The sequence below is a fragment of the Roseateles noduli genome (assembly GCF_050626985.1).
Lineage (GTDB): Bacteria > Pseudomonadota > Gammaproteobacteria > Burkholderiales > Burkholderiaceae_C > Roseateles > Roseateles noduli_A.
In genome coordinates, this window is the sequence record NZ_CP192463.1 from 5968706 (window position 1) to 5989212 (window position 20507).

16 protein-coding genes are annotated in these 20507 nt (G+C 69.5%); 9 read left to right on the forward strand and 7 right to left on the reverse strand.

Features of this window, described 5'->3' with window-relative positions; all coding sequences use genetic code 11:
- Window positions 1–73: 73 nt before the first annotated feature.
- Window positions 74–607: an NYN domain-containing protein gene (locus ACQ4L4_RS26035; RefSeq protein ID WP_431101678.1), complete on the forward strand. Its 534-nt coding sequence runs from the start codon at window positions 74–76 to the stop codon at window positions 605–607.
- A 202-nt stretch (window positions 608–809) separates the two neighbouring features.
- On the opposite strand, the gene ACQ4L4_RS26040 is transcribed toward ACQ4L4_RS26035, so the two are convergent.
- Window positions 810–1346: a hypothetical protein gene (locus ACQ4L4_RS26040; protein ID WP_431101679.1), complete on the reverse strand. Its 537-nt coding sequence runs from the start codon at window positions 1344–1346 to the stop codon at window positions 810–812.
- Between the two features lie 79 nt (window positions 1347–1425).
- Here ACQ4L4_RS26040 and ACQ4L4_RS26045 point away from each other — a divergent pair, with 79 nt between their 5' ends.
- Window positions 1426–1920, forward strand: a complete 495-nt coding sequence (locus tag ACQ4L4_RS26045) for a hypothetical protein (protein WP_431101680.1) — start codon at window positions 1426–1428, stop codon at window positions 1918–1920.
- 42 nt (window positions 1921–1962) lie between these two features.
- Here ACQ4L4_RS26045 and ACQ4L4_RS26050 read toward each other — a convergent pair whose 3' ends face one another.
- The 3 genes from ACQ4L4_RS26050 to ACQ4L4_RS26060 all read right to left on the reverse strand — a co-directional run bounded on the left by ACQ4L4_RS26050 (window position 1963) and on the right by ACQ4L4_RS26060 (window position 4457).
- Window positions 1963–2196 (reverse strand): hypothetical protein, encoded by a 234-nt coding sequence (locus tag ACQ4L4_RS26050; protein WP_431101681.1) that lies wholly within the window; start codon window positions 2194–2196, stop codon window positions 1963–1965.
- A 66-nt stretch (window positions 2197–2262) separates the two neighbouring features.
- Window positions 2263–3240, reverse strand: a complete 978-nt coding sequence (locus ACQ4L4_RS26055) for an alpha/beta fold hydrolase (protein WP_431101682.1) — start codon at window positions 3238–3240, stop codon at window positions 2263–2265.
- Window positions 3237–4457: a low temperature requirement protein A gene (locus tag ACQ4L4_RS26060; RefSeq protein WP_431101683.1), complete on the reverse strand. Its 1221-nt coding sequence runs from the start codon at window positions 4455–4457 to the stop codon at window positions 3237–3239. The genes ACQ4L4_RS26055 and ACQ4L4_RS26060 overlap by 4 nt, the downstream gene beginning before the upstream one ends.
- A 246-nt stretch (window positions 4458–4703) precedes the next feature.
- Between ACQ4L4_RS26060 and ACQ4L4_RS26065 the strand changes: the two genes are divergently transcribed.
- The 5 genes from ACQ4L4_RS26065 (at window position 4704) to ACQ4L4_RS26085 (ending at window position 10195) form a co-directional block, all read left to right on the forward strand.
- On the forward strand, window positions 4704–6620 hold the full coding sequence (locus tag ACQ4L4_RS26065) for a diguanylate cyclase domain-containing protein (protein WP_431101684.1): 1917 nt from the start codon (window positions 4704–4706) through the stop codon (window positions 6618–6620).
- A 97-nt stretch (window positions 6621–6717) separates the two neighbouring features.
- Window positions 6718–7488, forward strand: a complete 771-nt coding sequence (locus tag ACQ4L4_RS26070) for a c-type cytochrome (protein WP_431101685.1) — start codon at window positions 6718–6720, stop codon at window positions 7486–7488.
- Window positions 7485–8852 (forward strand): c-type cytochrome, encoded by a 1368-nt coding sequence (locus tag ACQ4L4_RS26075; RefSeq protein WP_431101686.1) that lies wholly within the window; start codon window positions 7485–7487, stop codon window positions 8850–8852. The genes ACQ4L4_RS26070 and ACQ4L4_RS26075 overlap by 4 nt, the downstream gene beginning before the upstream one ends.
- 352 nt (window positions 8853–9204) lie before the next feature.
- Window positions 9205–9708 (forward strand): Hsp20/alpha crystallin family protein, encoded by a 504-nt coding sequence (locus tag ACQ4L4_RS26080; RefSeq protein ID WP_431101687.1) that lies wholly within the window; start codon window positions 9205–9207, stop codon window positions 9706–9708.
- A gap of 61 nt (window positions 9709–9769) precedes the next feature.
- Complete coding sequence (locus tag ACQ4L4_RS26085; RefSeq protein WP_431101688.1) at window positions 9770–10195, forward strand: Hsp20/alpha crystallin family protein; 426 nt, start codon at window positions 9770–9772, stop codon at window positions 10193–10195.
- 91 nt (window positions 10196–10286) lie between these two features.
- On the opposite strand, the gene ACQ4L4_RS26090 is transcribed toward ACQ4L4_RS26085, so the two are convergent.
- The 3 genes from ACQ4L4_RS26090 to cphA (ACQ4L4_RS26100) form a co-directional block, all read right to left on the reverse strand.
- Window positions 10287–12407, reverse strand: a complete 2121-nt coding sequence (locus ACQ4L4_RS26090) for an FUSC family protein (protein ID WP_431101689.1) — start codon at window positions 12405–12407, stop codon at window positions 10287–10289.
- Window positions 12407–14992, reverse strand: a complete 2586-nt coding sequence (cphA, locus tag ACQ4L4_RS26095) for a cyanophycin synthetase (RefSeq protein WP_431101690.1) — start codon at window positions 14990–14992, stop codon at window positions 12407–12409. Before cphA (ACQ4L4_RS26095) ends, ACQ4L4_RS26090 begins: the two co-directional genes overlap by 1 nt.
- A gap of 71 nt (window positions 14993–15063) precedes the next feature.
- The gene (cphA, locus tag ACQ4L4_RS26100) at window positions 15064–17241 is read right to left on the reverse strand and encodes a cyanophycin synthetase (RefSeq protein WP_431101691.1); all 2178 of its coding nucleotides are present in this window, start codon (window positions 17239–17241) and stop codon (window positions 15064–15066) included.
- A gap of 204 nt (window positions 17242–17445) precedes the next feature.
- Here cphA (ACQ4L4_RS26100) and ACQ4L4_RS26105 point away from each other — a divergent pair, with 204 nt between their 5' ends.
- Entirely contained in the window at window positions 17446–19752 is a 2307-nt protein-coding gene (locus ACQ4L4_RS26105) for an ABC transporter ATP-binding protein (protein ID WP_431101692.1), read from the forward strand.
- Window positions 19753–19770: 18 nt separating this feature from the next.
- Window positions 19771–20238, forward strand: a complete 468-nt coding sequence (locus ACQ4L4_RS26110; protein ID WP_431101693.1) for a DUF1854 domain-containing protein — start codon at window positions 19771–19773, stop codon at window positions 20236–20238.
- The last annotated feature ends 269 nt before the right edge of the window (window positions 20239–20507 follow it).

Sequence of the window (20507 nt, forward strand, 5' to 3'; positions counted from 1 at the left end):
TTCTGTGGCTTGCTCAAGCTTGAAGGGCTGTGGCGCGCGACGCTGCCTAGAATCGCCTCAACCGAAAGGAAGCATGAAAACGGTCTGGATCATCGACGGCGCCTACCTGTTCAACGTGGGTCGCGGCCGTCCGTTCGATTACCTGAAGCTCAAGAATGAGCTCGTCCAGCGCAACGGTGGTCCGATCTACGAGAGCTACTACCTGAACTCCACGCGCGACCTGGCGACGGATCAGCAGAACGCGTTCCACACGTGGCTCAAGGCAGCGCCGCCGCGCGGTCCGAAGATGCGGGTCCAGCTGTACGAGATGAAGAACCTGCATCTTCAATGCCCGGATTGCGGCGTCCAGTTCGACCGTGAAGTGCAGAAGGGCGTGGACGTCGCGATCGCAACGTTGCTGATCAAGCTCGCGGTGCAGAACGTCTACGACCGACTGATCCTGTCGGCGGGCGACGGCGATTTCGAAGAGGCGATCTCGTACGTCAAGTCCGACCTCAAGAAGGAAGTCTGGGTCAGTGGCTTGCAGGCCAATCTGTCGACCGACCTTCAGTCCTACGCGGACGAGGTCGTGTGGATGGACGATCTCTATCCGACGATCGCCAGGTGAGGCGTGACGATGCGCGGACGTGAATGAACTTGTGATGAAGTTGACGCCTGGCGACAACTAAACTATCGACCAAGGATCATTCAAAACTCTCCTCCGCGAGCACTCGTGACAAGAGCTTGTGGACATGGGTGTGCTCTTCAGAAATGATCGCCGATCGGAGCACCAAGTGAGATGACTGGATCTGCTACATCGCAGCCGATTGCTAGCTACGTGCTTCCCTCAAAGTTTCGACGGCCTCTTGATCCTGCAAATGTGAAAGTACATCGTCTGTGACGCGGTCGCATGCCTCGGACATAAGGCGACTCTTTGGCCAGTCTGCGCGATCTTTGCCATCGAGCATCTGATGGAAAAACATTCGTTTTCCGCCGGGTTCTGTGATCGCCACCGCCACCTCCTCCAGCAGACTCACGAGGTTAAGGTCGCCCGCTTTGACGCCACTGACCAACCGCTCAAATTCTTCGATGCTCAGCACAAAGATGTGGCATGGGGGAAGTCGCAGGATCTGTTCGTCGGTCGGCGCTGAGGAAACTACATCTGGGTTCAATCTCTCGAAAACGTCATCTCCAAACATTTGCTTGAAGTTGTCTCCGAATCCAACGTTGAGTTGGCGGCTGGTGACGACGATCAGGTAGTCCACAGCCGCCGTTGCGCACTGCGGCAAATTGACGGAGCCATCGCGAAGCAGGTCTCCGACCCGCCAACCCTGCAAAATCGCCTGTCGCACGCGCTTCAACTTCATGAAAAGCTGTGGGCCGCGATCACTGGTTAGGACTTGATCTGGGAATAGGCTCATCTTGGACTCGACTAGGACGTTCGCTTTGGATGCGGCCGATTCCTCAGCCATCGATGGCGCGAGGAAGCAGACGGACTTGTTCCTTGCCCGCAAAGTCCCGCACCACGATTCGATGGGCCGGAAAATCTATCGTTGCATCGTGGTGGAGATCAAGCGTCCAGGCATCGCGCTCAATTACAAGCACCTCCAGCAACTGGATGGCTACGCACAGCTGATCAAGAAGCACGCGGAGTTTGGCAGCGAAGTGATGCACTTCGAACTCATCCTGATCGGGCGCAAGATTTCCGAGACGGATACGGAGATTCGAAGCCGGATGGAGGGGCAGCTTGCGAAGGGATTGCCCGGCCTGGTCAGCGACGAACGGCGCATGAAGCGTTTCGTGCTGAACTGGTACACCTTGCTGGACAACTTCCTGCTGACCAATCAAGCCATGATCGACGCGCTGACATTGAAGCGCGAGTCGTTCGCTCACTCGTCGCGACCGGAACTCGTCGCTGACATGCAGAAGCAGGCCGCCTAGCTGCGCATGAGCAACGCCGGCCCGGAGAGAGTCGTGAGACGTTCAGCAATGCCCACCCGCCCGCGCCCGCAGGCGGCGCCAGCCGGCGCGCATGAGCCACGTTCCCACGCCCGCGAGCAGCAGCACGATCACGAACGCGCCACCCGCACCGACCGGCGCGCCTGCGCCTTCCCCGGCGCCGATCAGCGGCTTGAGCGCGTTGTAGCCCGCCACCACCGCCGCGATCCACAGGACCGCTCCGCCCAGAAACTGCCCGAGGGCGACCAGCTTGTTCATCCCGTCACTCCGTCCACTTCGGAAACTGCAATGCTTGCAGCCTAACGGGCCGCTCGCTGTCGTCCCTCAAAGCCCCTCGGTGAGGAACGGCATCACCGCCGCGAGCAACTCGTCCGGCGCTTCCTCCGGGATGTAGTGACCGCACGGCAGCGGACCGCCGTCGACATCCGCCGCGACGCGTCGCCATTCCTTCAGCGGGTCGAAGCACTTCGCGACCACGCCCTGCGCGCCCCAGTAGATGCGCAGCGGCATCGGCAGCGTCGCGCCGGCGTCGCGGTCCGCGCGGTCGTGTTCGAGGTCGACGCCCGCCGAGGCGCGGTAGTCCTCGCACATGCCGTGCGCGGTGCCCGGCAGCGCCAGCGCGCGCTGGTACTCGGCGAACGCGCGCGGATCGAAAGCCGACAGGCCCGCGTGCCGCCGGCCCATCACGTCGAGCGCGTAGGCCGCCGGGTCGGCCTCGATGAGCCGCTCCGGCATCGGCGCCGGCTGGATCAGGAAGAACCAGTGCCAGTACGCTCGCGCGAACGCCTCGGTCGTCTGCTCGTACATCGCCAGCGTCGGCGCGATGTCCAGCAGCGCGAGTCGCTCGACCGCCGCCGGATGATCCGCCGCCATGCGGTGCGCGACGCGCGCGCCCCGGTCATGCGCCAGCACCCGGAAGCGCGCATGGCCCAGCGCGGCCATCACGGCGACCAGGTCCTGCGCCATGCGGCGTTTGCTGTAGTTGCCGTGGTCCGCATCGCCGGCGGGCTTCGAGGAATCGCCGTACCCGCGCAGATCCGGCATCACGACGGTGAAGCGCGCCGCCAGCACCGGCAGCACGCGGTGCCAGATCACCAGCGTCTGCGGATGTCCGTGGATCAGCAGCAGCGGCGGGCCCTCGCCGCAAACGCGCGCATGGATGCGCACGCCGGGCTCGGTCTCGACGGTCAGCCGTCGCGTTGAAGCGGGGAACAGGGCGTCGGCCGGATGAGGATCGACGGTGAACTCCGCCGCAAAGGCGGCGGAGGCTGCGGAAGGGGCAGTGGAGGAGGGCGCGCTCATGCGCCGATGCTAGGCGCGTCGTCCGCATCCCCGCTGTCGGGAACGAGACACTGCGCCCGCGAGTGCCGCTCCCATACCGCGAGCGCCACCAGCACCGCGCAGGCGAAGGCGCTGGTCGCCACCGGCGGCCAGGCGGGCACGAACGGCCCCGCCGCCGCCAGCGCGATCACCGCCACGCCGTGCGACCACGGCCAGCGGCCGACGACCGCGCGCTTGAACAGCCCCACGCCGATCACGTAGATCGCCACGCCGCCGAGCAGGCACAGCGCCGTCTTCAGATCGGTGTGGCCGTCCGGATGCGCCAGGACGAACTCGTCCGCCGCCGCATTGACGATGATCCCCGCCACGATCGGCAGGTGGATGTAGGTGTAGGCCAGCCGCGCCAGCCGCCCCGGATCGTCGCTGTGGGCGATGCGGCCGGTCGCGAAGTCGTTGGTGGTGTCGAAGTACAGCCACCACAGCGCGATGCTGCCGGCAAAGGACACCAGGAAGGCCAGCAGGCTCATCGTCGTCAGCGGCTCCGCCGCGAAGGTCGCGCCCGTGACCAGCAGCGACTCGCCCAGCGCGATGATCACGAAGAGCGCGCAGCGCTCGGCCAGGTGACCGCCGGAGATCGTCCAGTCCGCCGTCGTCGAGCGCCCCAGGCCCGGCACGAAGAAACCGGCCGAGGGACCGACGACCTCGATCGCCAGCGCCGCCACCCACAGCGGCACCCGCAGCGTGGGGGTCAGCGCACCGGCGATCCACAGCACGGCCGACACGACCAGCCACGCGCCGATGCGCTGGAAATTGCGCACCAGGACCGCATCCGCTCCGCGCGCCGCCCAGAGGAAGAACAGCGTCCGCCCGACCTGGATCGCGGTGAACGAGGCTGCGAACATCAACGCGCGCTCACCGAAAGCCTGCGGCAGCGAGACCGACATCAGCAGCCCGCCCAGCATCATCGCGAACAGGCAGATCCGGACCGGCAGGCGTTCCGGGTCCAGCCAGTTGGTGACCCAGGAGGTGAAGATCCACACCCACCACACGGCCGCCATCAGGAAACCGGTCTGCAGCGCGCCGTGCAGCGTGACGCCGTCGTGCGCGAAGTGGCCGATCAGCGTGTGCGACAACTGCGTGACGGCGAAGACGAAGACGAGGTCGAAAAACAGCTCGACGAAGCTGACCTTCGCGTGGCCGTGCGGCTCGGGCCGGCGCAGGAGTGGGATGGCGGACATCCCCGGACTGTCGCATGCGTGCGCCACCGGACCACCGGGGCCGATGCCAGCTTGACGGCAATCGCACGGCCATCCCCATAATCGCCCGAATCCCTACCGGCCCCGCCGCCGCCACGGCCGGTCGATTCCACGTCGAGTGCGCGTCGAGTTCGCGTTCGATCGCGCACCTCCGCGCGTCCCCGCATTGCGCGCATTGCCTTCGCGTCATCCATCCGGTCCCCGAGACCGATCCGCCCGAGCCGTTGCATGCGTTCTTCCGCCGAGTCGACCCACCGCACCAGCCTCGGTCGCGGCGTGGGCCTGCTGATGCTGGCGCTGCTCGCGATGGCGGTGATCGTGGCGCTGCTGGCCTGGCGCGCCCGCGCGACGCTCGGCGACCTGCGCCGCGCCGACCGCATCAACACCGTCGTGCCGGCGATGACGCTGCTGATGGAGGATCTGCTCAACGCCGAGACCGGCCAGCGCGGCTACCTGCTGACCCAGCGCGCCAGCTACCTGCAGCCCTACCGCGACGCGATCCGCAGCCTCGACCGCCGCGTGGACGACCTGTTCGCGCGCGACGACGACCCCGCCCACGCGCCCCGGCTCGTCCGCATCCGGGAGCTGGTCCAGCTCAAGATGAACGAGATGAACCAGACGATCCGTCTGCACGATTCCGGTCGTCACGAAGAGGCGCTGGAACTGGTGCTCGGCGACCAGGGCCTCCACCACATGGACGAGCTGCGCGACTTGCTGGGCGAGCTGACTTCGTCGCTGCGCGCCGAACGCTCCACGATCAGCGAGCGCCTGTCGCGCGAGGCCGGCCAGACCGAGCTGCTGATGCTGGCCGGCCTGGCGATGCTGGCGCTGTTCTCGGTGATGGCGACCTCGCAGGTCCTGCTGCGGTCGCGCGACCTGCTGCGCACCCAGCAGCGCCTGCGCGGCATCGCGGACAACGTGCCCGCGCTGATCAGCCATTACGACGGGACGGGGCATCTGCGCTTCGCCAACGCGGAGGTCGGCCGCGTCTTCCACAGCGACCCCGGCAGTCTGGTCGGCAAGACGCTGGAAGAAGTGCGCGGCGTCGAGAACGCCGCGCAGATGCGTCCCTTCGTCGACCGCGTGCTGCAGGGAGAGTCCGTGGCCTTCGACGCGGAGCAGGTCATCGACGGCGAGACGCTGCACTTCCACCAGAGCTTCGTGCCCGAGCTCGCGGGCGGCCGCGTCGAGGGCTTCTACGCCTGCTCGATGGACATCACCGAGCGCAAGCGCGCCGAGGCGCGGGTCGCCGCCAGCGAGCGCCGGATGAAAGCGATCACCGACAACCTGCCGGTCTTCATCACCTACATCGATGCGGAGCGTCGGCTGCGCTACACCAACGAGACGATGCGGAGCTGGTTCGGCCTCGATCCCCAGGCCGTGACGGGGCTGCACATCGATGAGGTCTTCGGCCTCGAGAGCACCGGCCAGCGCAGCGCCCAGCTCGCGCTGGCGCTGGGCGGGGAGCGCGTCGAGTTCGAGATCACGGCGACGATGCTCGGCAAGCAGCGGCACCTGCGCTCGATCTACGTGCCCGACGTCGGGCCCGACGGGCGCGTGTCGGGCATCTTCACGCTGTCCATCGACATCACCGTGATGAAGCAGGCGGAGGCGCAGCTCGCGCGGTTGGCCAGTTCGGACGCGCTCACGGGATTACCGAACCGGCGGGAATTCGACCAGGCGTTGGAGGGCGCGCTGGCGCGGCAGCGGCGCCACATGCGCGAGGGTCGGGTGCTGGCGCTGCTGTTCCTTGACGTCGACCGCTTCAAGTCGATCAACGACACCCACGGCCACGGCGTCGGCGACACGGTGCTGCGCGACTTCGCGACCGTGCTGCGGCGTGTCGTGCGGGGCAGCGACCAGGTGGCGCGGATCGCGGGCGACGAGTTCGTCGCCGTGCTCGAGGGCCTGAACCGGCCCGAGGAGGCCGAGCAGGTCGCGGCCAAGATCGTCGAGGCGGTGCGGGCCGCGCGGCCGGCGGGCATCGCGATCACGGCCAGCATCGGCATCGCCAGCGTCGCCGACGGCGAGGTGCCGGCGGCGGACCTGATCGCGCTAGCCGACCGCGCGCTGTACCAGGCCAAGCACCAGGGCCGCGACGGCTGGGCGGCCCTGCGATGGCCCGGCCCGGACCAGCGGCGCTGACGACGGCGCTGACGACGGCGCTGACGACGGCGATCACGCGGCGGGCACGGCGGCGGCCACGGCGGCGTTCAGGACGGGGATCGGCGATGATGGCCGGATGAAGATCTCCCGTTGCCCCCCGGGTGTCCTCATCGCCGCAGTGCTGGGCCTGGGACTCTCCGCCGTCTCTCTTGTCTCCGACATGTCCGCGGCGTTCGCGCAAGGGGTTTCCTCGCCGCCGTCCGATCCCGGCGCGCGACCGCTGCGCCCGCTGACCAACGACATCGCCGAGCGCGTCCAGGCCTGCACCTTGTGCCACGGCGCGCAGGGCCGGGCGACGACGCAGGGCTACTTCCCGCGGCTCGCGGGCAAGCCGTCCGGCTACCTCTACAACCAGCTGCAGAGCTTCCGCGACGGCCGCCGCCATCACGCGCTGATGGCCGGCCTGCTGCGCAACATGAGCGACGACTACCTGCGCGAGATCGCCGGCTACTTCGCCGCGCTCGACGTGCCCTATCCGGCGCCGGGGCCCTCGGGCCTGGGCCCGGAACAGCAGGCGCGCGCGGAGCGGCTGATCACGCAGGGCGATCCCGCGCGCAAGGTGCCGGCCTGCACGGCGTGTCACGGACCGTTGATGGCGGGGCGCGAGCCGGCGATCCCGGGGCTGCTCGGGCTGCCGCGCGACTACCTGGTCGGGCAGCTCGGCGCGTGGCGCAGCGGACTGCGCCGCGCGCATGCGCCCGACTGCATGGCCGATGTGGCCAAGGCGCTGTCGACCGACGACATCGCCGTCGTCGCGAGCTGGCTCGCCGCGAAGCCCGCGGGGGCGCATCCGGAGCCGCCGTCGACGACGCCCTTGCCGGTCCCGTGCGGAGGGCTCGCGCCATGAGCGGCGAAGCGAACGCCAGGGACGCCGCCGGCTCGGCGCCGATGAGGACCTTCGTCCGCCTGCTGATCGGCGTCGTGATCGCGGTGCCGCTGATGGCGCTGCTGCTGCTCGCCGGCGCGTGGGGCCGGGAGCTCTGGCTCTCAGGCCGGCCGGTGCAGTCCGGCGCCGAGGACACCAATCCCGCGCTGATTGCCCGCGGTGCCTACCTGGCCCGCATCGCCAACTGCGCCGGCTGCCACAGCCCGCGCGGCGGCGCACCGCTGGCCGGCGGGCTGCCGCTCGGCACGCCGTTCGGGACGCTGTTCAGCAGCAACCTGACGCCCGATCCCGAGACGGGCCTCGGCCGCTGGACCGGCGACGACTTCTGGCGCGCGATGCACCATGGCCGCAGCCGCGATGGGCGGCTGCTCTATCCGGCCTTTCCGTACACCAGCTACACGGCGATGAAGCGAGACGATGCCGATGCGATCTTCGCGTGGCTGCGTCAGCAGCCGGCGGTGACGCAGACGGCGCCGCCGCATCAACTCGGGTGGCCGTACCGCTGGCAGTCCGCGTTGGCGGTGTGGCGGCTGATGTACTTCACGCCCGGTGATGCGCCCTCGCACGACGACCCGCGCATCAATCGCGCGGTGGCGCAGGAGGTCGCCGGTCAGGCAGCGCTGGAACGAGGTCGCTACCTCGTCCAGGCGGTGGGCCACTGCGCCGAGTGCCACGCGCCGCGCAATCGCCTTGGCGCGCTGCGGGACGCGGCGGGACTGCGCGGCGGCTGGGTCGGCGTGCAGGGCTGGATCGCGCCGTCGCTGGCCGATCCGCAGGCGGCGGGCGTGCAGGACTGGTCCGAGGCCGAGCTGCGCTCCTGGCTGCGATCCGGCTGGTCGCCGAAGGGCGCGGCGCTCGGGCCGATGGCGGACGTCGTCGCGGAGAGCCTCCAGCATCTGACCGACGCCGATGTGCAGGCGATGACCGTCTACCTGCGCGGCCTGCCGCGCGAGGGGTCGCCGGCCGCCGAGTTCAGGCCGGCGCCGCCGGCGCAGATGGACCTCGGTCGTCAGGTGTACGCCAAGCACTGCGCCGACTGCCATGGCGACCAGGGGCAGGGGCGGCGGATCGCCGACGAGCCGGCCTATCCGCCGCTGGCCGGCAACCGCGCGGTGACGTTGGACGCGCCGCAGAACGTGCTGCAGATGCTGGCGGACGGCGGCTACGCGCCGACGACGCCGGGTCATCCGCGTCCGTACGGCATGCCGCCGCTGCGGCAGGTGCTCACCGAGGCCGAGATGGCCGCCGTCGCGACGGTGATCCGGCAGAGCTGGGGGAACAAGGCGTCGGCGGTGACGGAGCAGGAAGTGCTGCGCTTGAAGTGAGCGGGTCGCGGGTCCATGGGGCCGACAGCGGAGTCAGGCATACGACCTGAAGCGTCGTGCAAAAAGATGCGCAAAAAGATCCGCAAAATAAAGCGCAGAAACTGAAGAAAGTCATTTTTGATCAATGACTTGCGGAGATTCAAAGATCCGCAAAAAGATCTGCAAAAGGAACTGCAATAGGAACCGCGGAAAGCAGGCAGAAAACGGACTCGGCTCGCGCAGCGGGCGCGGCATATGGGGACGGGCGACCCCCAATTTCAAGATCTTGAAGTGCGGCTTGGCGCACCTAGCTGGGGAGTCATGGCGGACACGTTCCGCCGCGATCCACCCGCAGGAAGCCAAGGAGCCCCGCATGTACCGTCAACTGTTTGCCCGTGAGCTGTTCAACGACCTCGACCGCTTCCAGCGCGAGATGAGCGGCCTGCTCGAATCTACCGCCGGCCGCGGCACCCCGCGCGGCGGCTATCCCGCGCTGAACGTCGGCCTGTCGCCGGAAGCGGTGGAGGTCTACGCCTTCGCCCCGGGCCTGGATCCGGCCACCATCGGCGTCGACCTGGATCGCGGTGTGCTGAGCCTGTCCGGCGAGCGCGCCGTCTCGTTGACCGCGAATAGCGACAGCACCGCTGCGACCGCCGCTGCCGCCGCCGCTGAAGGCGGGACCGCCGCGCCCGCCAAGGCCGCCGACAAGACCGTCGTCCATCAGCGCGAGCGCTTCGCCGGCAAGTTCCGCCGCGTGGTCAGCCTGCCCGACGACATCGATCCGGAACAGGTCTCGGCCTCCTACAAGGACGGCGTGCTGCGCGTCAGCGTCAAGCGTCGCCCCGCGCCGCAGCCGCGCCGCATCGACATCCACTGAGCTGCGGACGCCACCGTCCACCGACACCCGACACGAACCGAACGCGAGACGAAAGAACACCATGACCACTGCTGTCCAGACCCCCGCCGCCGACGCGGCCGAGCAAGTGAAGACCAACGCGTCGACCACCGCGCAGAGCGCGCGCCGTCGCGATGACTATGCGATCCAGCCCGCCGTCGATGTGATTGAGGACGCGCAAGGCCTGACCCTCTTCGCCGACCTGCCGGGCGTGCCCCGCGAGCAGCTCCAGCTGCGCGTCGACAAGGACCGGCTGATCATCGAGGCGGAGATGCAACTCGATCTGCCGGATGGCCTGAAGGCCGGCCACGTCGAGGTGTCGCGCCAGTTCTATCGCCGTGCGTTCACGCTGAGCAAGGAGCTGGACGCCGAGCAGATCGGCGCCGAGCTCAGCAACGGCGTGCTGCGCGTGCGCATCCCCAAGGCCGCGCATGCGCAACCGCGCAAGATCGAGATCAAGCTGGGCTGAGCGAAGACCGACAAGGTTTCAGTACTTCCACCGCCGCTGGCCCTCACCCCTACCCTCTCCCGCAAGCGGGAGAGGGAGCAAGAGGGTGTCGTCACTGCAAGCGCGATAGCGTCACGTCCGGCTCCGGCGGCGCGGCCATCGCGGCGAAGGCCGCATCGGCGGCCTCGCCCGCGCGGGCGGCGTCGTCCAGGCTCACCTGCAACCGGCGCCGCATCCACGGCCGCAGGTCTTCCAGCGGGCCGACGTCGGGCAGCAGGCTCCAGTCCTGCAAGGCCTGCACCGCGTGCGGCACCGGCTCCTGACCGGCAAGCGCCCGCTGCAGGCGCTTGGCCGCCTCCGGCATCTCCGCCAGGAAATCGGCGTCCAGATCCTTCGCGCGCCGCATCAGGCTCTGCCGCATCATCGACAGGTGGGCCATCAGCCGGTAGCCGTGGTCGAGCACCATGTTCAGCTCCTGCAGCGGCGGACGCACGCGGCGCGGTTCGGCGGCGCTGCGCGTCAGGGCCGCCGACAGCGCCGCGAGCGCGTCGTAGGCCTGACGCCGCGCCATCCGCTGCGTGAGCGCACCGGCCGGCGTCATCGCCGCGGTCATCGCCTGCATGGCGTACTGCTGCAGCGCGCCGCGCGCCCGCTTGAGCGCGCGCGGCAGGTTGCGCCGCTCCCAGGCCGGCAGCACATAGCTGAAGGCCCAGGCCAGGATCGCGCCGAGCACCGTGTCCGCGAGCCGCTCCGAGATCGCGATCCCATGCGTCGGATCCGCCAGGTGCGATTGCAACAGCGCCATCACCGTGGCCGCGATCGCCGTGATCAGGTAGCGGCGGGTGACGAACGCATGCGCGATGCCGACGGCGATCTGCAGCACGACGATCCACAGCGTCTGGTTCGGGATCAGCGACAGCGCCAGCATCAGCCCGCAGCCGATTGCCGTGCCGAGCACCCGCATGTTGCGCCGCTCCAGCGTCTGGTCGAGGCTGCCGCGCAGCACCACCGCGACCGACAGCACCAGCCAGTGCGGGTGCGAGGCCCAGGGCAGCGCCAGGGCGATGAAGTAAGCGGCCGACAGCGCCAGCGTGCTGCGCAGCGCGTGGCGCATCACCGGCGAGTCGAGGTGCAGCTGCGCCTTCAGCAGGCCGATGGGCCAGCCGACCGGCGTCACGAAGCTCCGCAATTCGCCGGCGTCCAGCGGCAGCGGCGGCAAGGGCAGGGAGGCGTCGAGCGCGCGGCCCATCGCCAGCACCTCGCCGTCCAGGTGGGACAGCCGGTCCTGCAGCACGAGCTGCAGGCGCCTGCGCGGATCCTGCGGCGGCAGATCGGGCCAGCGCGTCGGACGCACGGTGTTCATCGCCGGCGCCCGCTCGTCGAGCAGCGCGTCGCGGTACTCGTCCAGCAGCACCGCCAGCGCCCGCAGCCGGCTGACCAGCGCGGTGCGCATCTGCTGTCCGACGGGGTCCTCGCCCAGCAGCTCCAGATCCAGCCGGCTCGCGAGCATCAGGTCGCGCAGCTCGACGATGTGCAGCAGGACCGCCGCGCTGCGCGGATCGGTCTTCGCGCGCGGGAAGACCTGGTCGCGCGCCGTCTGCAGCAGTTCCGCCAACTGGGCTTCGTTGCCGAGCCAGTCGCGCATCGCGTGCGCCGCGCCGCCGCTGCCGAGCAGCTCGGCACGCGCGCTCATCAGCTGCGCCAGGCCGTGCAGCGCCTCGGCCAGCGCGAGCCGGTGGAAACGCCAATGCAGGACCGCGCTGGAGATCACGCTCCACACGAGGTAGAGCGCGATGCCCGCCGCGCCGCTCGCCAGCACGATGGACAGCGGCTGCGGCGGCCACGCGAGCGCGAACACCATCGCCAGGATGGGCGCGAAGGACACGGGACCCGCGCGCGGTCCCCAGCTCAGCAGCATGGCGCTGCCGAACGCGAGCACCGCGACGAGCGCGCCCATCGCGGCGTGATGCGGACGGAGCACCGCGACCAGCCCCACGGCCAGCAGCGTCATGCCGCCGGCGGTAAGCACGCGGTTGCGGTTGCGCCGGACGCTGCCCGGCAGATCGGCCAGGCTGGCGCAGATGGCGCAGGCCATCGCCAGCTGCGAGGCGATGTGCGACAGCTCGGCCGGAGCCGCGTGCGACACGATCACCTGCACCAGCATCACCCCGAGGGCGACGCTGAGGCCGTTCCACCAGTGCGCCGGCCAGTGACGCCAGCGACCGGCCACCATCAGGCTTCCCGGACGCGCTGGTTCAGATGGGCCAGGGCCTCTTCGACCTGGTCGACCAGCACCAGGCACAGGTCGCCCGGCTGCAGACGCGCCAGCGCGCGGTCGATCGCGACGAACTCGCCGCGGATCTCCTCGATGTGCTTGGTCCGCGTCGCGCCCTTCAGGCCCTGCTGCAGCAGCGCCAGGACTTCACCGTCCTCGCGGCCGCGCTGGCAGGCGTCCTGGAACAGGATGGCCTCGTCGAAGGCCTCGCCCAGGATCTGCGTCTGGATGCGGATGTCCTCGTCGCGGCGGTCGCCGGCGCCGGAGATCACCACCGAGCGCTTGTTGGCCGGCAGCGCCTGCACCGCCTGCACCAGCGCGCGCATCGCGTCGCCGTTGTGGCCGTAGTCGGCGATGACCGTCGCGCCGCGATAGTCCATCACGTTGAAGCGGCCCGGCACGCTGTCCGGGTCGCTCATGAAGCTCGCCAGCCCGCGCCGGATCGTGTCCCAGTCCAGGCCCACGCCCCAGGCCGCCGCGACCGAGGCCATCGCGTTCTCGTTCTGGAACGGGATCGCGCCGCCGCGGGTGAAGGGGATGTCGCGCAGCGGGATCGACTCGCGCCACGCGCCCTGCGCCGCGACCAGCGCGTCGCCGTCGATGTAGACGCAGCGCTTGCCCTGCGCGCGGTGCGTCGCCATCAGCGGGTGATGGCGGTCGCTCGCGAAGAAGATCACCTGGCCCGGGCAGACGTCGGCCATCTTCGCCACGACCGGGTCGGCGGCGTTGAGCACCGCATAGCCGTTGGGCGCCACGTTCTGCACGATCACGCGCTTGACCAGCGCCAGTTCCTCGACGGTGTTGAGGAAGTTCATGCCGAGGTGGTCGCCCTCGCCGAGGTTGGTCACCACCGCCACCTGGCAGCGGTCGAAGCCCAGGCCCTCGCGCAGCACGCCGCCGCGCGCGGTCTCGAAGACCGCCGCCTCGACGTCCGGATGCATCAGCACGTTGCGCGCGCTCTTCGGGCCGGAGCAGTCGCCGCTGTCGGTCTGGCGGCCGTCGACGTAGACGCCGTCGGTGTTGGTCATGCCCACGCGCAGGCCCTGCGTCGCGAACATGTGCGCCACCAGGCGCGACGTCGTCGTCTTGCCGTTGGTGCCGGTCACCGCGACGATGGGGATGCGGCCGTCCTCGCTCGCCGCGCCGCGGTTGCCGCCGTAGATGCTGGAGATGATGGCCTCGCCGACGTCGCGGCCCTTGCCGTAGGACGGGCTCAGGTGCATGCGCAGGCCCGGCGCGGCGTTGACCTCGACGATGCCGCCGCTCTGTTCCTCGAGCGGCTTGAGCACGCTCTCGGCCACGACGTCGACGCCGCAGACGTGCAGGCCGACGACCGTCGCCGCCGCGATCGCGCGGGCCGCGACTTCCGGATGCACGTCGTCGGTCACGTCGGTCGCGGTGCCGCCGGTGGACAGGTTGGCGTTGTTGCGCAGGATCACGCGGCGACCCTTGTCCGGCACGGACTCCGGGGTCAGGCCTTGCAGGTCCAGGCGCGCGATCGCGATGTCGTCCAGGCGGATCTTGGTCAGCGAGGTCGCGTGGCCGTCGCTGCGGCGCGGGTCCTCGTTGACCTTGTCGACCAGCTGGCGCACCGTGTGCACGCCGTCGCCGATGACGTTGGGCGGATCGCGGCGGGCCGCGGCCACCAGCTTGTCGCCGACGACCAGCAGCCGGTAGTCGCTGCCGGGCAGGAACTTCTCGACCATCACCGTGCCGATCTCGTCCGCGGCCTTGTAGGCGATCTCCATGTGCTCGCGCGAGGCGACGTTCACCGTCACGCCCTTGCCCTGGTTGCCGTCCAGCGGCTTGACCACGACCGGCAGGCCGATCTCGAGCGCCAGTGCCCAGGCCTCGTCGACGGAGGCCACCGGCGCGCCGATGGGCACCGGCACGCCGGCCGACTGCAGCAGGCGCTTGGACAGGTCCTTGTCCTGCGCGATCGATTCGGAGACGGCGCTGGTCGCGTCGACCTCGGCGGCCCAGATGCGGCGCTGCTTCACGCCCCAGCCCAGTTGCACCAGCGAGCCCTGCGTCAGGCGGCGGAACGGGATGCCGCGCTTGCAGGCGGCGTCGACGATGGAGCCGGTCGAGGGGCCGAGGCGGATGTCCTCGTCCGTCTCGCGCAGCGCCTTGACGGCGGCGTCGGCGTCGAAGGCGGCGCCCGACTGCGCGGCGTTGATCAGCTCGACGGCCTTGTCGAAGGCGGCGCGGCCGACGTCTTCCTCGCTGTACTCGACGACGACCTGGTAGGTGCCGGCTTCCGACGTGGTGTGCGTGTGGCTGTAGGTCACCGGGCAGCCGGCCTGCGCCTGCAGCGCCAGCGCGGCCTGTTCCAGCACGTGGGCGAGCGTGATCGGCGTCTTGGCGGCGCTGGCCGGCCGCAGCGGGCCGATGCCGGGGAAGCGTTCGCGCAGGCGGGCCTCGAAGCCGGCCATGTCGGCGATGGTGCGTTCCGGGTCGCTGCAGTGCACGACTGCCTCGATGGCGGTGTGGCGGCTCCACATGTTGGGGCCGCGGAGGGCGCGGGTGCGGGAGACTTCCATCTGTCGTCTTTCGGGTTCGACTGTTCTTTGAAAGGGGCGGGTCTGGGGCGGTGGTTCGCGCCGGGCCGTGATTACTGCGGCAGGTCCGGCACGAAGGTGTCCAGGCCGGCCGAGATCAGCTCGGGCGAGATGCCCATGGCCCAGCCGGTCGCGACGGCGGCCAGCACCGCGTCGGTCGCGATCTCCTGGCCGACGGCGTGGAAGCGGGCCTGCAGCGATTCGACGTTGGCGCCGGAGGTCTCGGACGTGCCCTGCGCCAGCATCGCGGCGCCGCCGCGCAGGAACACGCCGCGGCCTTCCTTGCCGCGGTGCTCGGTCAGCGCGGCATTGCCGGCGTCCAGCGCGTAGAGGATCACTTCGCCGTCGGACAGCTCGGCCATCTCGGCCACCTTCGGCTCGTCGGCGTTCAGCACGGCGACGCCGTCGGACAGCACGACGTCGACCTGGGTGCGCAACACCTTGAAGAGCTGGTCCTCGGTCTGGATGTCGTGGTCGTCGAGCTGCGGCACGCGGCCCATGTCGGTCACGACGCCGACCTGGCAGCGGTCGTAGGCCAGGCCGTCACCGAGGATGGTGCCGGCGCCGTTCTCGACCACGATGGCGTCGACGGCGCGGTTCATCAGCAGGCGGTGGCTGGCGGCCCAGGTCGCGCTGGGCTTGCGCTCGACGCGGCGGGTGCCCAGGAACAGGCCGGCGCCGCAGGCCAGGCCGACGTGGCGGCCGTTCAGGTGCAGCAGCCAGCCGACCAGGCGCGCGATCTGCGCCGTGCCGCGCGAACCGGCCACGCCCACGATGGGGATGCGGCCGCTCTCGTCCTCGGCGAACAGGTGGTCGATGATGGCCTGGCCCACCGGCTGGGGCATGCCCTCGGCCGGCTTCAGGTGCATCAGCAGGCCGGGGCCGGCGTTGACCTCGACGATCGCGCCGCCGGTCTCGGACAGCGGCTTCGAGATGTCGCTGCAGACCAGGTCCACGCCGGCGATGTCCAGGCCGACGGTGCGCACCGCCAGCGAGACGGCATGCGCCACTTCCGGATGGATCTGCGCGGTGCAGTCGATCGCGACGTTGCCGTTGCGCTGGATCAGCACGCGCTGGCCGGCCTCGGGCACGCCGTCGCCGGTCAGGCCCTGGCGCTGCAGGTCCAGCAGCACGACCGGGTCGCCGGTGATGTCGATGCGGTTGAGCGGGAAGTCCTCGGTCGTGCCGCGGCGCGGGTCGGTGTTGATCTGCAGGTCGATCAGCTCGACGACGGTGTGCGTGCCGTCGCCGGTGACCCAGGCCTCCTCGCCGCGGGCGGCGGCGACGACCTGGCCGCCGACGACCAGCAGCCGGTGCTCCATCCCGGGGATGTAGCGCTCGACCAGCACTTCCGAGCCTTCCTTGTCGGCGACGTGGAAGGCGGCCTCGACGTCGGCCTCGTGGCGCAGGTCCAGCGTGACGCCGCGGCCGTGGTTGCCGTCCGACGGCTTCACGACGACCGGCAGGCCCAGGTCCTGGGCTACGTCCCAGGCCTCGGCCGCGGTCTTGACGGCCTGGCCCGCGGGCACCGGCACGCCGACCGACTTCAGCAGTTCCTTGGTCAGGTCCTTGTCGCGCGCGATGCCCTCGGCGATCGCGCTGGTCATGTCGGTCTCGGCCGTCCAGATGCGGCGCTGGCGCGCGCCGTAGCCGAGCTGCACCAGGTTGCCGTCGTTCAGGCGGATGTGGGGGATGCGGCGGTCGGTCGCCGCGGCCACGATGGCGGCGGTCGACGGGCCGAGGTAGCAGTCGTCGAGCTTGTCGCGGATCGCCACGACGGCGGCGTCGACGTCGAAGCCGTCGCCGTTGATCGTCGCCATCAGCAGCGCGTGGCCCTGCTCCAGCGCGCAGCGGGCGACCTGCTCGTCGCGGGCGCGGAACACCATGCGGTACACGCCGTGGCGCGAGGTGGAGCGCGTCTGGCCGAAGCCGGTCGGCATGCCGGCCAGGTTGAGCAGCTCGATGACGATGTGCTCCAGCACATGGCCCATCCAGGTACCCTCGGTCAGGCGCTGCAGGAAGCCGCCGCGCTCGCCGACGCCGCAGTGGTGCTCTTCCAGCGCCGGCAGGCGCTTGCACAGGCGTTCGGTGAAGCCGGGGATCAGGTGGGAGGGGTGTTCTTCCAGGCCACCCAGGTCCAGCCAGGTTTCCAGCACGGGGCGATAGGTCCACATGTTGGGGCCGCGCAGGTAGTTGATGCGCAGGAGCTTGATGTCGTCGTGTCGGCTCATGAGGGGTGGAAACGTGGAAGGGGGCTGTCCGGCGGACCACCGGACAATGATGCGAAGCACAATTGTGCGCTTAAGCGAAAATTGTGCGAAACATGCCACGACCCGGCTGGTCCGGGTGTTGCCCCGTTGGGGGGCGGTGGCAGAAATGTCTCGGGGAAATCTCCCGAAAATCTCCTGTTTCGCGGATCGCCAGAAGAATCACAAATGCAGCATTCACATCCTGTCGCGTCGGCCGGTGCCGGCGGCGTTCCGGCCGCCGAGGCTTTCGAAACACGCCTGCGGCGTGGCGAGAACGTCCGGGCCTCGCTCGAGGTTGACCTGGACGGGCATTTGCGCTTCTCGGCGGGCGGTCTGCGACTCACGGATCAACGGCTGCTGTCCCTGGAAGCGTCCGAGGATGACGCCGGCGCCCCGGTCTTGCGGGAGTGGCCGCTGACGCCGGACCTGCGGCTGGTGCTGTCCGACCACGCCGGGCTGGGCACGCTGGAGCTGGTCGACACCGACGGCCGGCTGGCGCAGTGGCGCTTCACGATGAAGGCCAACCTGCAGGCCCAGCGCTTCCAGGACGCCTTCAACCGCCGCGACGAGGTCGAGGCCCGCCTGGACGAGGAGCCCGAGCTCTGCCCGAGCTGCCAGGCCGTCCTGCCGGAGGACAGCGAGGAGTGCCCCTCCTGCGCCCGCGAGCTGCACACACCGCCGTCCACCTGGGTGCTGCTGCGGCTGTGGCGCTTCGCCGGGCCCTACCGGGGTCAGCTGTTGCTGGGCTTCCTGCTGATGCTGGGCGCGACCGGGGCGACGCTGGTGGCGCCCTACCTGGCGATGCCGCTGATGGACGACGTCCTGATCCCGTTCCAGCAGGGCAAGCAGATCGACACCAGCCTGGTGGTCATGTACCTGGGCGGGCTGTTCGGGGCGGCGATCGTGTCCTGGATCCTGGGCTGGGCCAAGACCTACATCCTGGCGCTGGTGTCCGAGCGCATCGCCGCGGACCTGCGCACGGCGACCTTCGACCACCTGCTGGGCCTGTCGCTGGAGTACTTCGGCTCCAAGCGCACCGGCGACCTGATGAGCCGCATCGGCTCGGAGACCGACCGGATCAGCGTGTTCCTGTCGCTGCACGCGCTGGACTTCATCACCGACTGCCTGATGCTGGCGATGATCACGGTGATCCTGTTCCACACCAACCCGTGGCTGGCACTGGCCACGCTGGTGCCGCTGCCCTTCATCGCGTGGCTGATCCACCTGGTGCGGGACAAGCTGCGCACCGGTTTCGAGAAGATCGACCGCGTCTGGGGCGAGGTGACCTCGGTGCTGGCGGACACCATCCCCGGCATCCGCGTGGTCAAGGCCTTCGCGCAGGAGCGCCGCGAGGCCGAGCGCTTCCGCAACGCCAACAAGCACAACCTGGTCGTCAACGACCGGCTGAACAAGACCTGGAGCCTGTTCACGCCCAGCGTCTCGCTGCTGACCGAGATCGGCCTGCTGGTCGTCTGGGCCTTCGGCATCTGGCTGATCGCGCACGCGCAGATCACCGTCGGGACCTTGACCGCCTTCCTGGCCTACATCGGACGCTTCTACGGGCGGCTGGATTCGATGAGCCGGATCGTGTCGGTGACGCAGAAGGCGGCCTCCGGCGCGAAGCGGATCTTCGACATCCTCGACCACCATTCCAACGTGCCGGAGCCGACGCAGCCGGTGGTGCTGGACAAGGTCGAGGGCGAGCTGTCGCTGCAGGACATCGGCTTCCGCTACGGCAACCGGACGGTGATCCGCGACCTCAACCTGGTGATCAAGCCGGGCGAGATGATCGGTCTGGTCGGGCACAGCGGCTCGGGCAAGAGCACGATGGTCAACCTGATCTGCCGCTTCTACGACGTGACCGAAGGGGCGATCAAGCTCGACGGCGTCGACCTGCGGCGCTTCAGGCTGTCGGACTTCCGGCGCCACATCGGGCTGGTGCTGCAGGAGCCCTTCCTGTTCTTCGGCACGATCGCGGAGAACATCGCCTACGGCAAGCCGGAGGCGACGCGCGAGGAGATCGTCGCCGCGGCCCGCGCCGCGCATGCGCATGAATTCATCCTGCGGCTGCCGCAGGGCTACGACTCGCTGGTCGGCGAGCGGGGTCAGGGCTTGTCCGGCGGCGAGCGCCAGCGGATCTCGATCGCCCGCGCGCTGCTGATCGACCCGCGCATCCTGATCATGGACGAGGCGACCTCGGCCGTGGACACGGAGACGGAGAAGGAGATCCAGAAGGCGCTGGACAACCTGGTGCGTGGCCGCACGACGATCGCGATCGCCCACCGGCTGTCGACGCTGCGCAAGGCCGACCGGCTGGTGGTCATGGACCGCGGCGAGATCGTCGAGGTCGGACCGCACGACGAGCTGATCGCCAAGCAGGGCGCCTACTGGCGCCTGTGGGAAGCGCAGGCCCGCCGCGTCGATGCGGAGGAGCAGGACAACGTGGTTGTCGTCGCGCCCAACGTCAACGTCCACACGGCCACGCAGGCCTGATCGCGCCGAGGTTCCTTCATGAACAACATCCAGACCCTGGCGCGCAATGCCTACGGCCGGCTGATGCTGGTCGACGCCGCCGGCCAGACCCACGACAACGTCACGCCCGTGCGGGCCCATCCGCTGAGCGCGCCCGATGAGGGCCTGTCGCTGGTCGGCACCGACGGGCATGAGATCGCCTGGATCGACCGGCTCACGGACCTGCCCCAGGCGCAGCGCGAACTGCTCCAGGACGAACTCGCGCATCGCGAGATGACGCCGACGGTGCTGAAACTGCTGGAGGTCTCGACCTTCTCGACGCCGTCCCAATGGACCGTCGAGACCGACCGCGGCACGACCGGGTTCATCCTCAAGAGCGAGGAAGACATCCGGCGGATCGGGGAAGGGCGGCTGCTGATCGCCAGCTCCCACGGGCTGCACTTCCTAGTGCCGGACCGGTTTGCGCTGGATCGGCATTCGCGGAAGTTGCTCGAACGCTTCCTCTGACGTCTACCGAGCGCAGCCTCGGGAAGCCGGGCCGCCCCCGGCTCATACGCTCGGCAGGCTCCGCTAAATCGCCGGGGGCGGCCCGGCTTCCCGAGGCCCGAGCCACCGAGCCACCGAGCCACCGAGCCACCGAGCCACCGAGCCACCGAGCCACCGAGCCACCGAGCCACCGAGCCACCGAGCCACCGAGCTGACCTCCTGATCCTCCTGATCGCGGCACCCTTCTTACCCCCTCTCCCGCTTGCGGGAGAGGGTAGGGGTGAAGGCCA

Excerpts from the sequence above, each read along its gene's own strand:
- ACQ4L4_RS26035 (WP_431101678.1), top strand. The coding sequence starts at position 74 with ATGAAAACGGTCTGGATCATCGACGGCGCCTACCTGTTCAACGTGGGT.
- ACQ4L4_RS26040 (WP_431101679.1), bottom strand. The coding sequence starts at position 1,346 with ATGAAGTTGAAGCGCGTGCGACAGGCGATTTTGCAGGGTTGGCGGGTC.
- ACQ4L4_RS26050 (WP_431101681.1), bottom strand. The coding sequence starts at position 2,196 with ATGAACAAGCTGGTCGCCCTCGGGCAGTTTCTGGGCGGAGCGGTCCTG.
- ACQ4L4_RS26055 (WP_431101682.1), bottom strand. The coding sequence starts at position 3,240 with ATGAGCGCGCCCTCCTCCACTGCCCCTTCCGCAGCCTCCGCCGCCTTT.
- ACQ4L4_RS26060 (WP_431101683.1), bottom strand. The coding sequence starts at position 4,457 with ATGTCCGCCATCCCACTCCTGCGCCGGCCCGAGCCGCACGGCCACGCG.
- ACQ4L4_RS26065 (WP_431101684.1), top strand. The coding sequence starts at position 4,704 with ATGCGTTCTTCCGCCGAGTCGACCCACCGCACCAGCCTCGGTCGCGGC.
- ACQ4L4_RS26070 (WP_431101685.1), top strand. The coding sequence starts at position 6,718 with ATGAAGATCTCCCGTTGCCCCCCGGGTGTCCTCATCGCCGCAGTGCTG.
- ACQ4L4_RS26075 (WP_431101686.1), top strand. The coding sequence starts at position 7,485 with ATGAGCGGCGAAGCGAACGCCAGGGACGCCGCCGGCTCGGCGCCGATG.
- ACQ4L4_RS26080 (WP_431101687.1), top strand. The coding sequence starts at position 9,205 with ATGTACCGTCAACTGTTTGCCCGTGAGCTGTTCAACGACCTCGACCGC.
- ACQ4L4_RS26085 (WP_431101688.1), top strand. The coding sequence starts at position 9,770 with ATGACCACTGCTGTCCAGACCCCCGCCGCCGACGCGGCCGAGCAAGTG.
- ACQ4L4_RS26090 (WP_431101689.1), bottom strand. The coding sequence starts at position 12,407 with ATGGTGGCCGGTCGCTGGCGTCACTGGCCGGCGCACTGGTGGAACGGC.
- cphA (WP_431101690.1), bottom strand. The coding sequence starts at position 14,992 with ATGGAAGTCTCCCGCACCCGCGCCCTCCGCGGCCCCAACATGTGGAGC.
- cphA (WP_431101691.1), bottom strand. The coding sequence starts at position 17,241 with ATGAGCCGACACGACGACATCAAGCTCCTGCGCATCAACTACCTGCGC.
- ACQ4L4_RS26105 (WP_431101692.1), top strand. The coding sequence starts at position 17,446 with ATGCAGCATTCACATCCTGTCGCGTCGGCCGGTGCCGGCGGCGTTCCG.
- ACQ4L4_RS26110 (WP_431101693.1), top strand. The coding sequence starts at position 19,771 with ATGAACAACATCCAGACCCTGGCGCGCAATGCCTACGGCCGGCTGATG.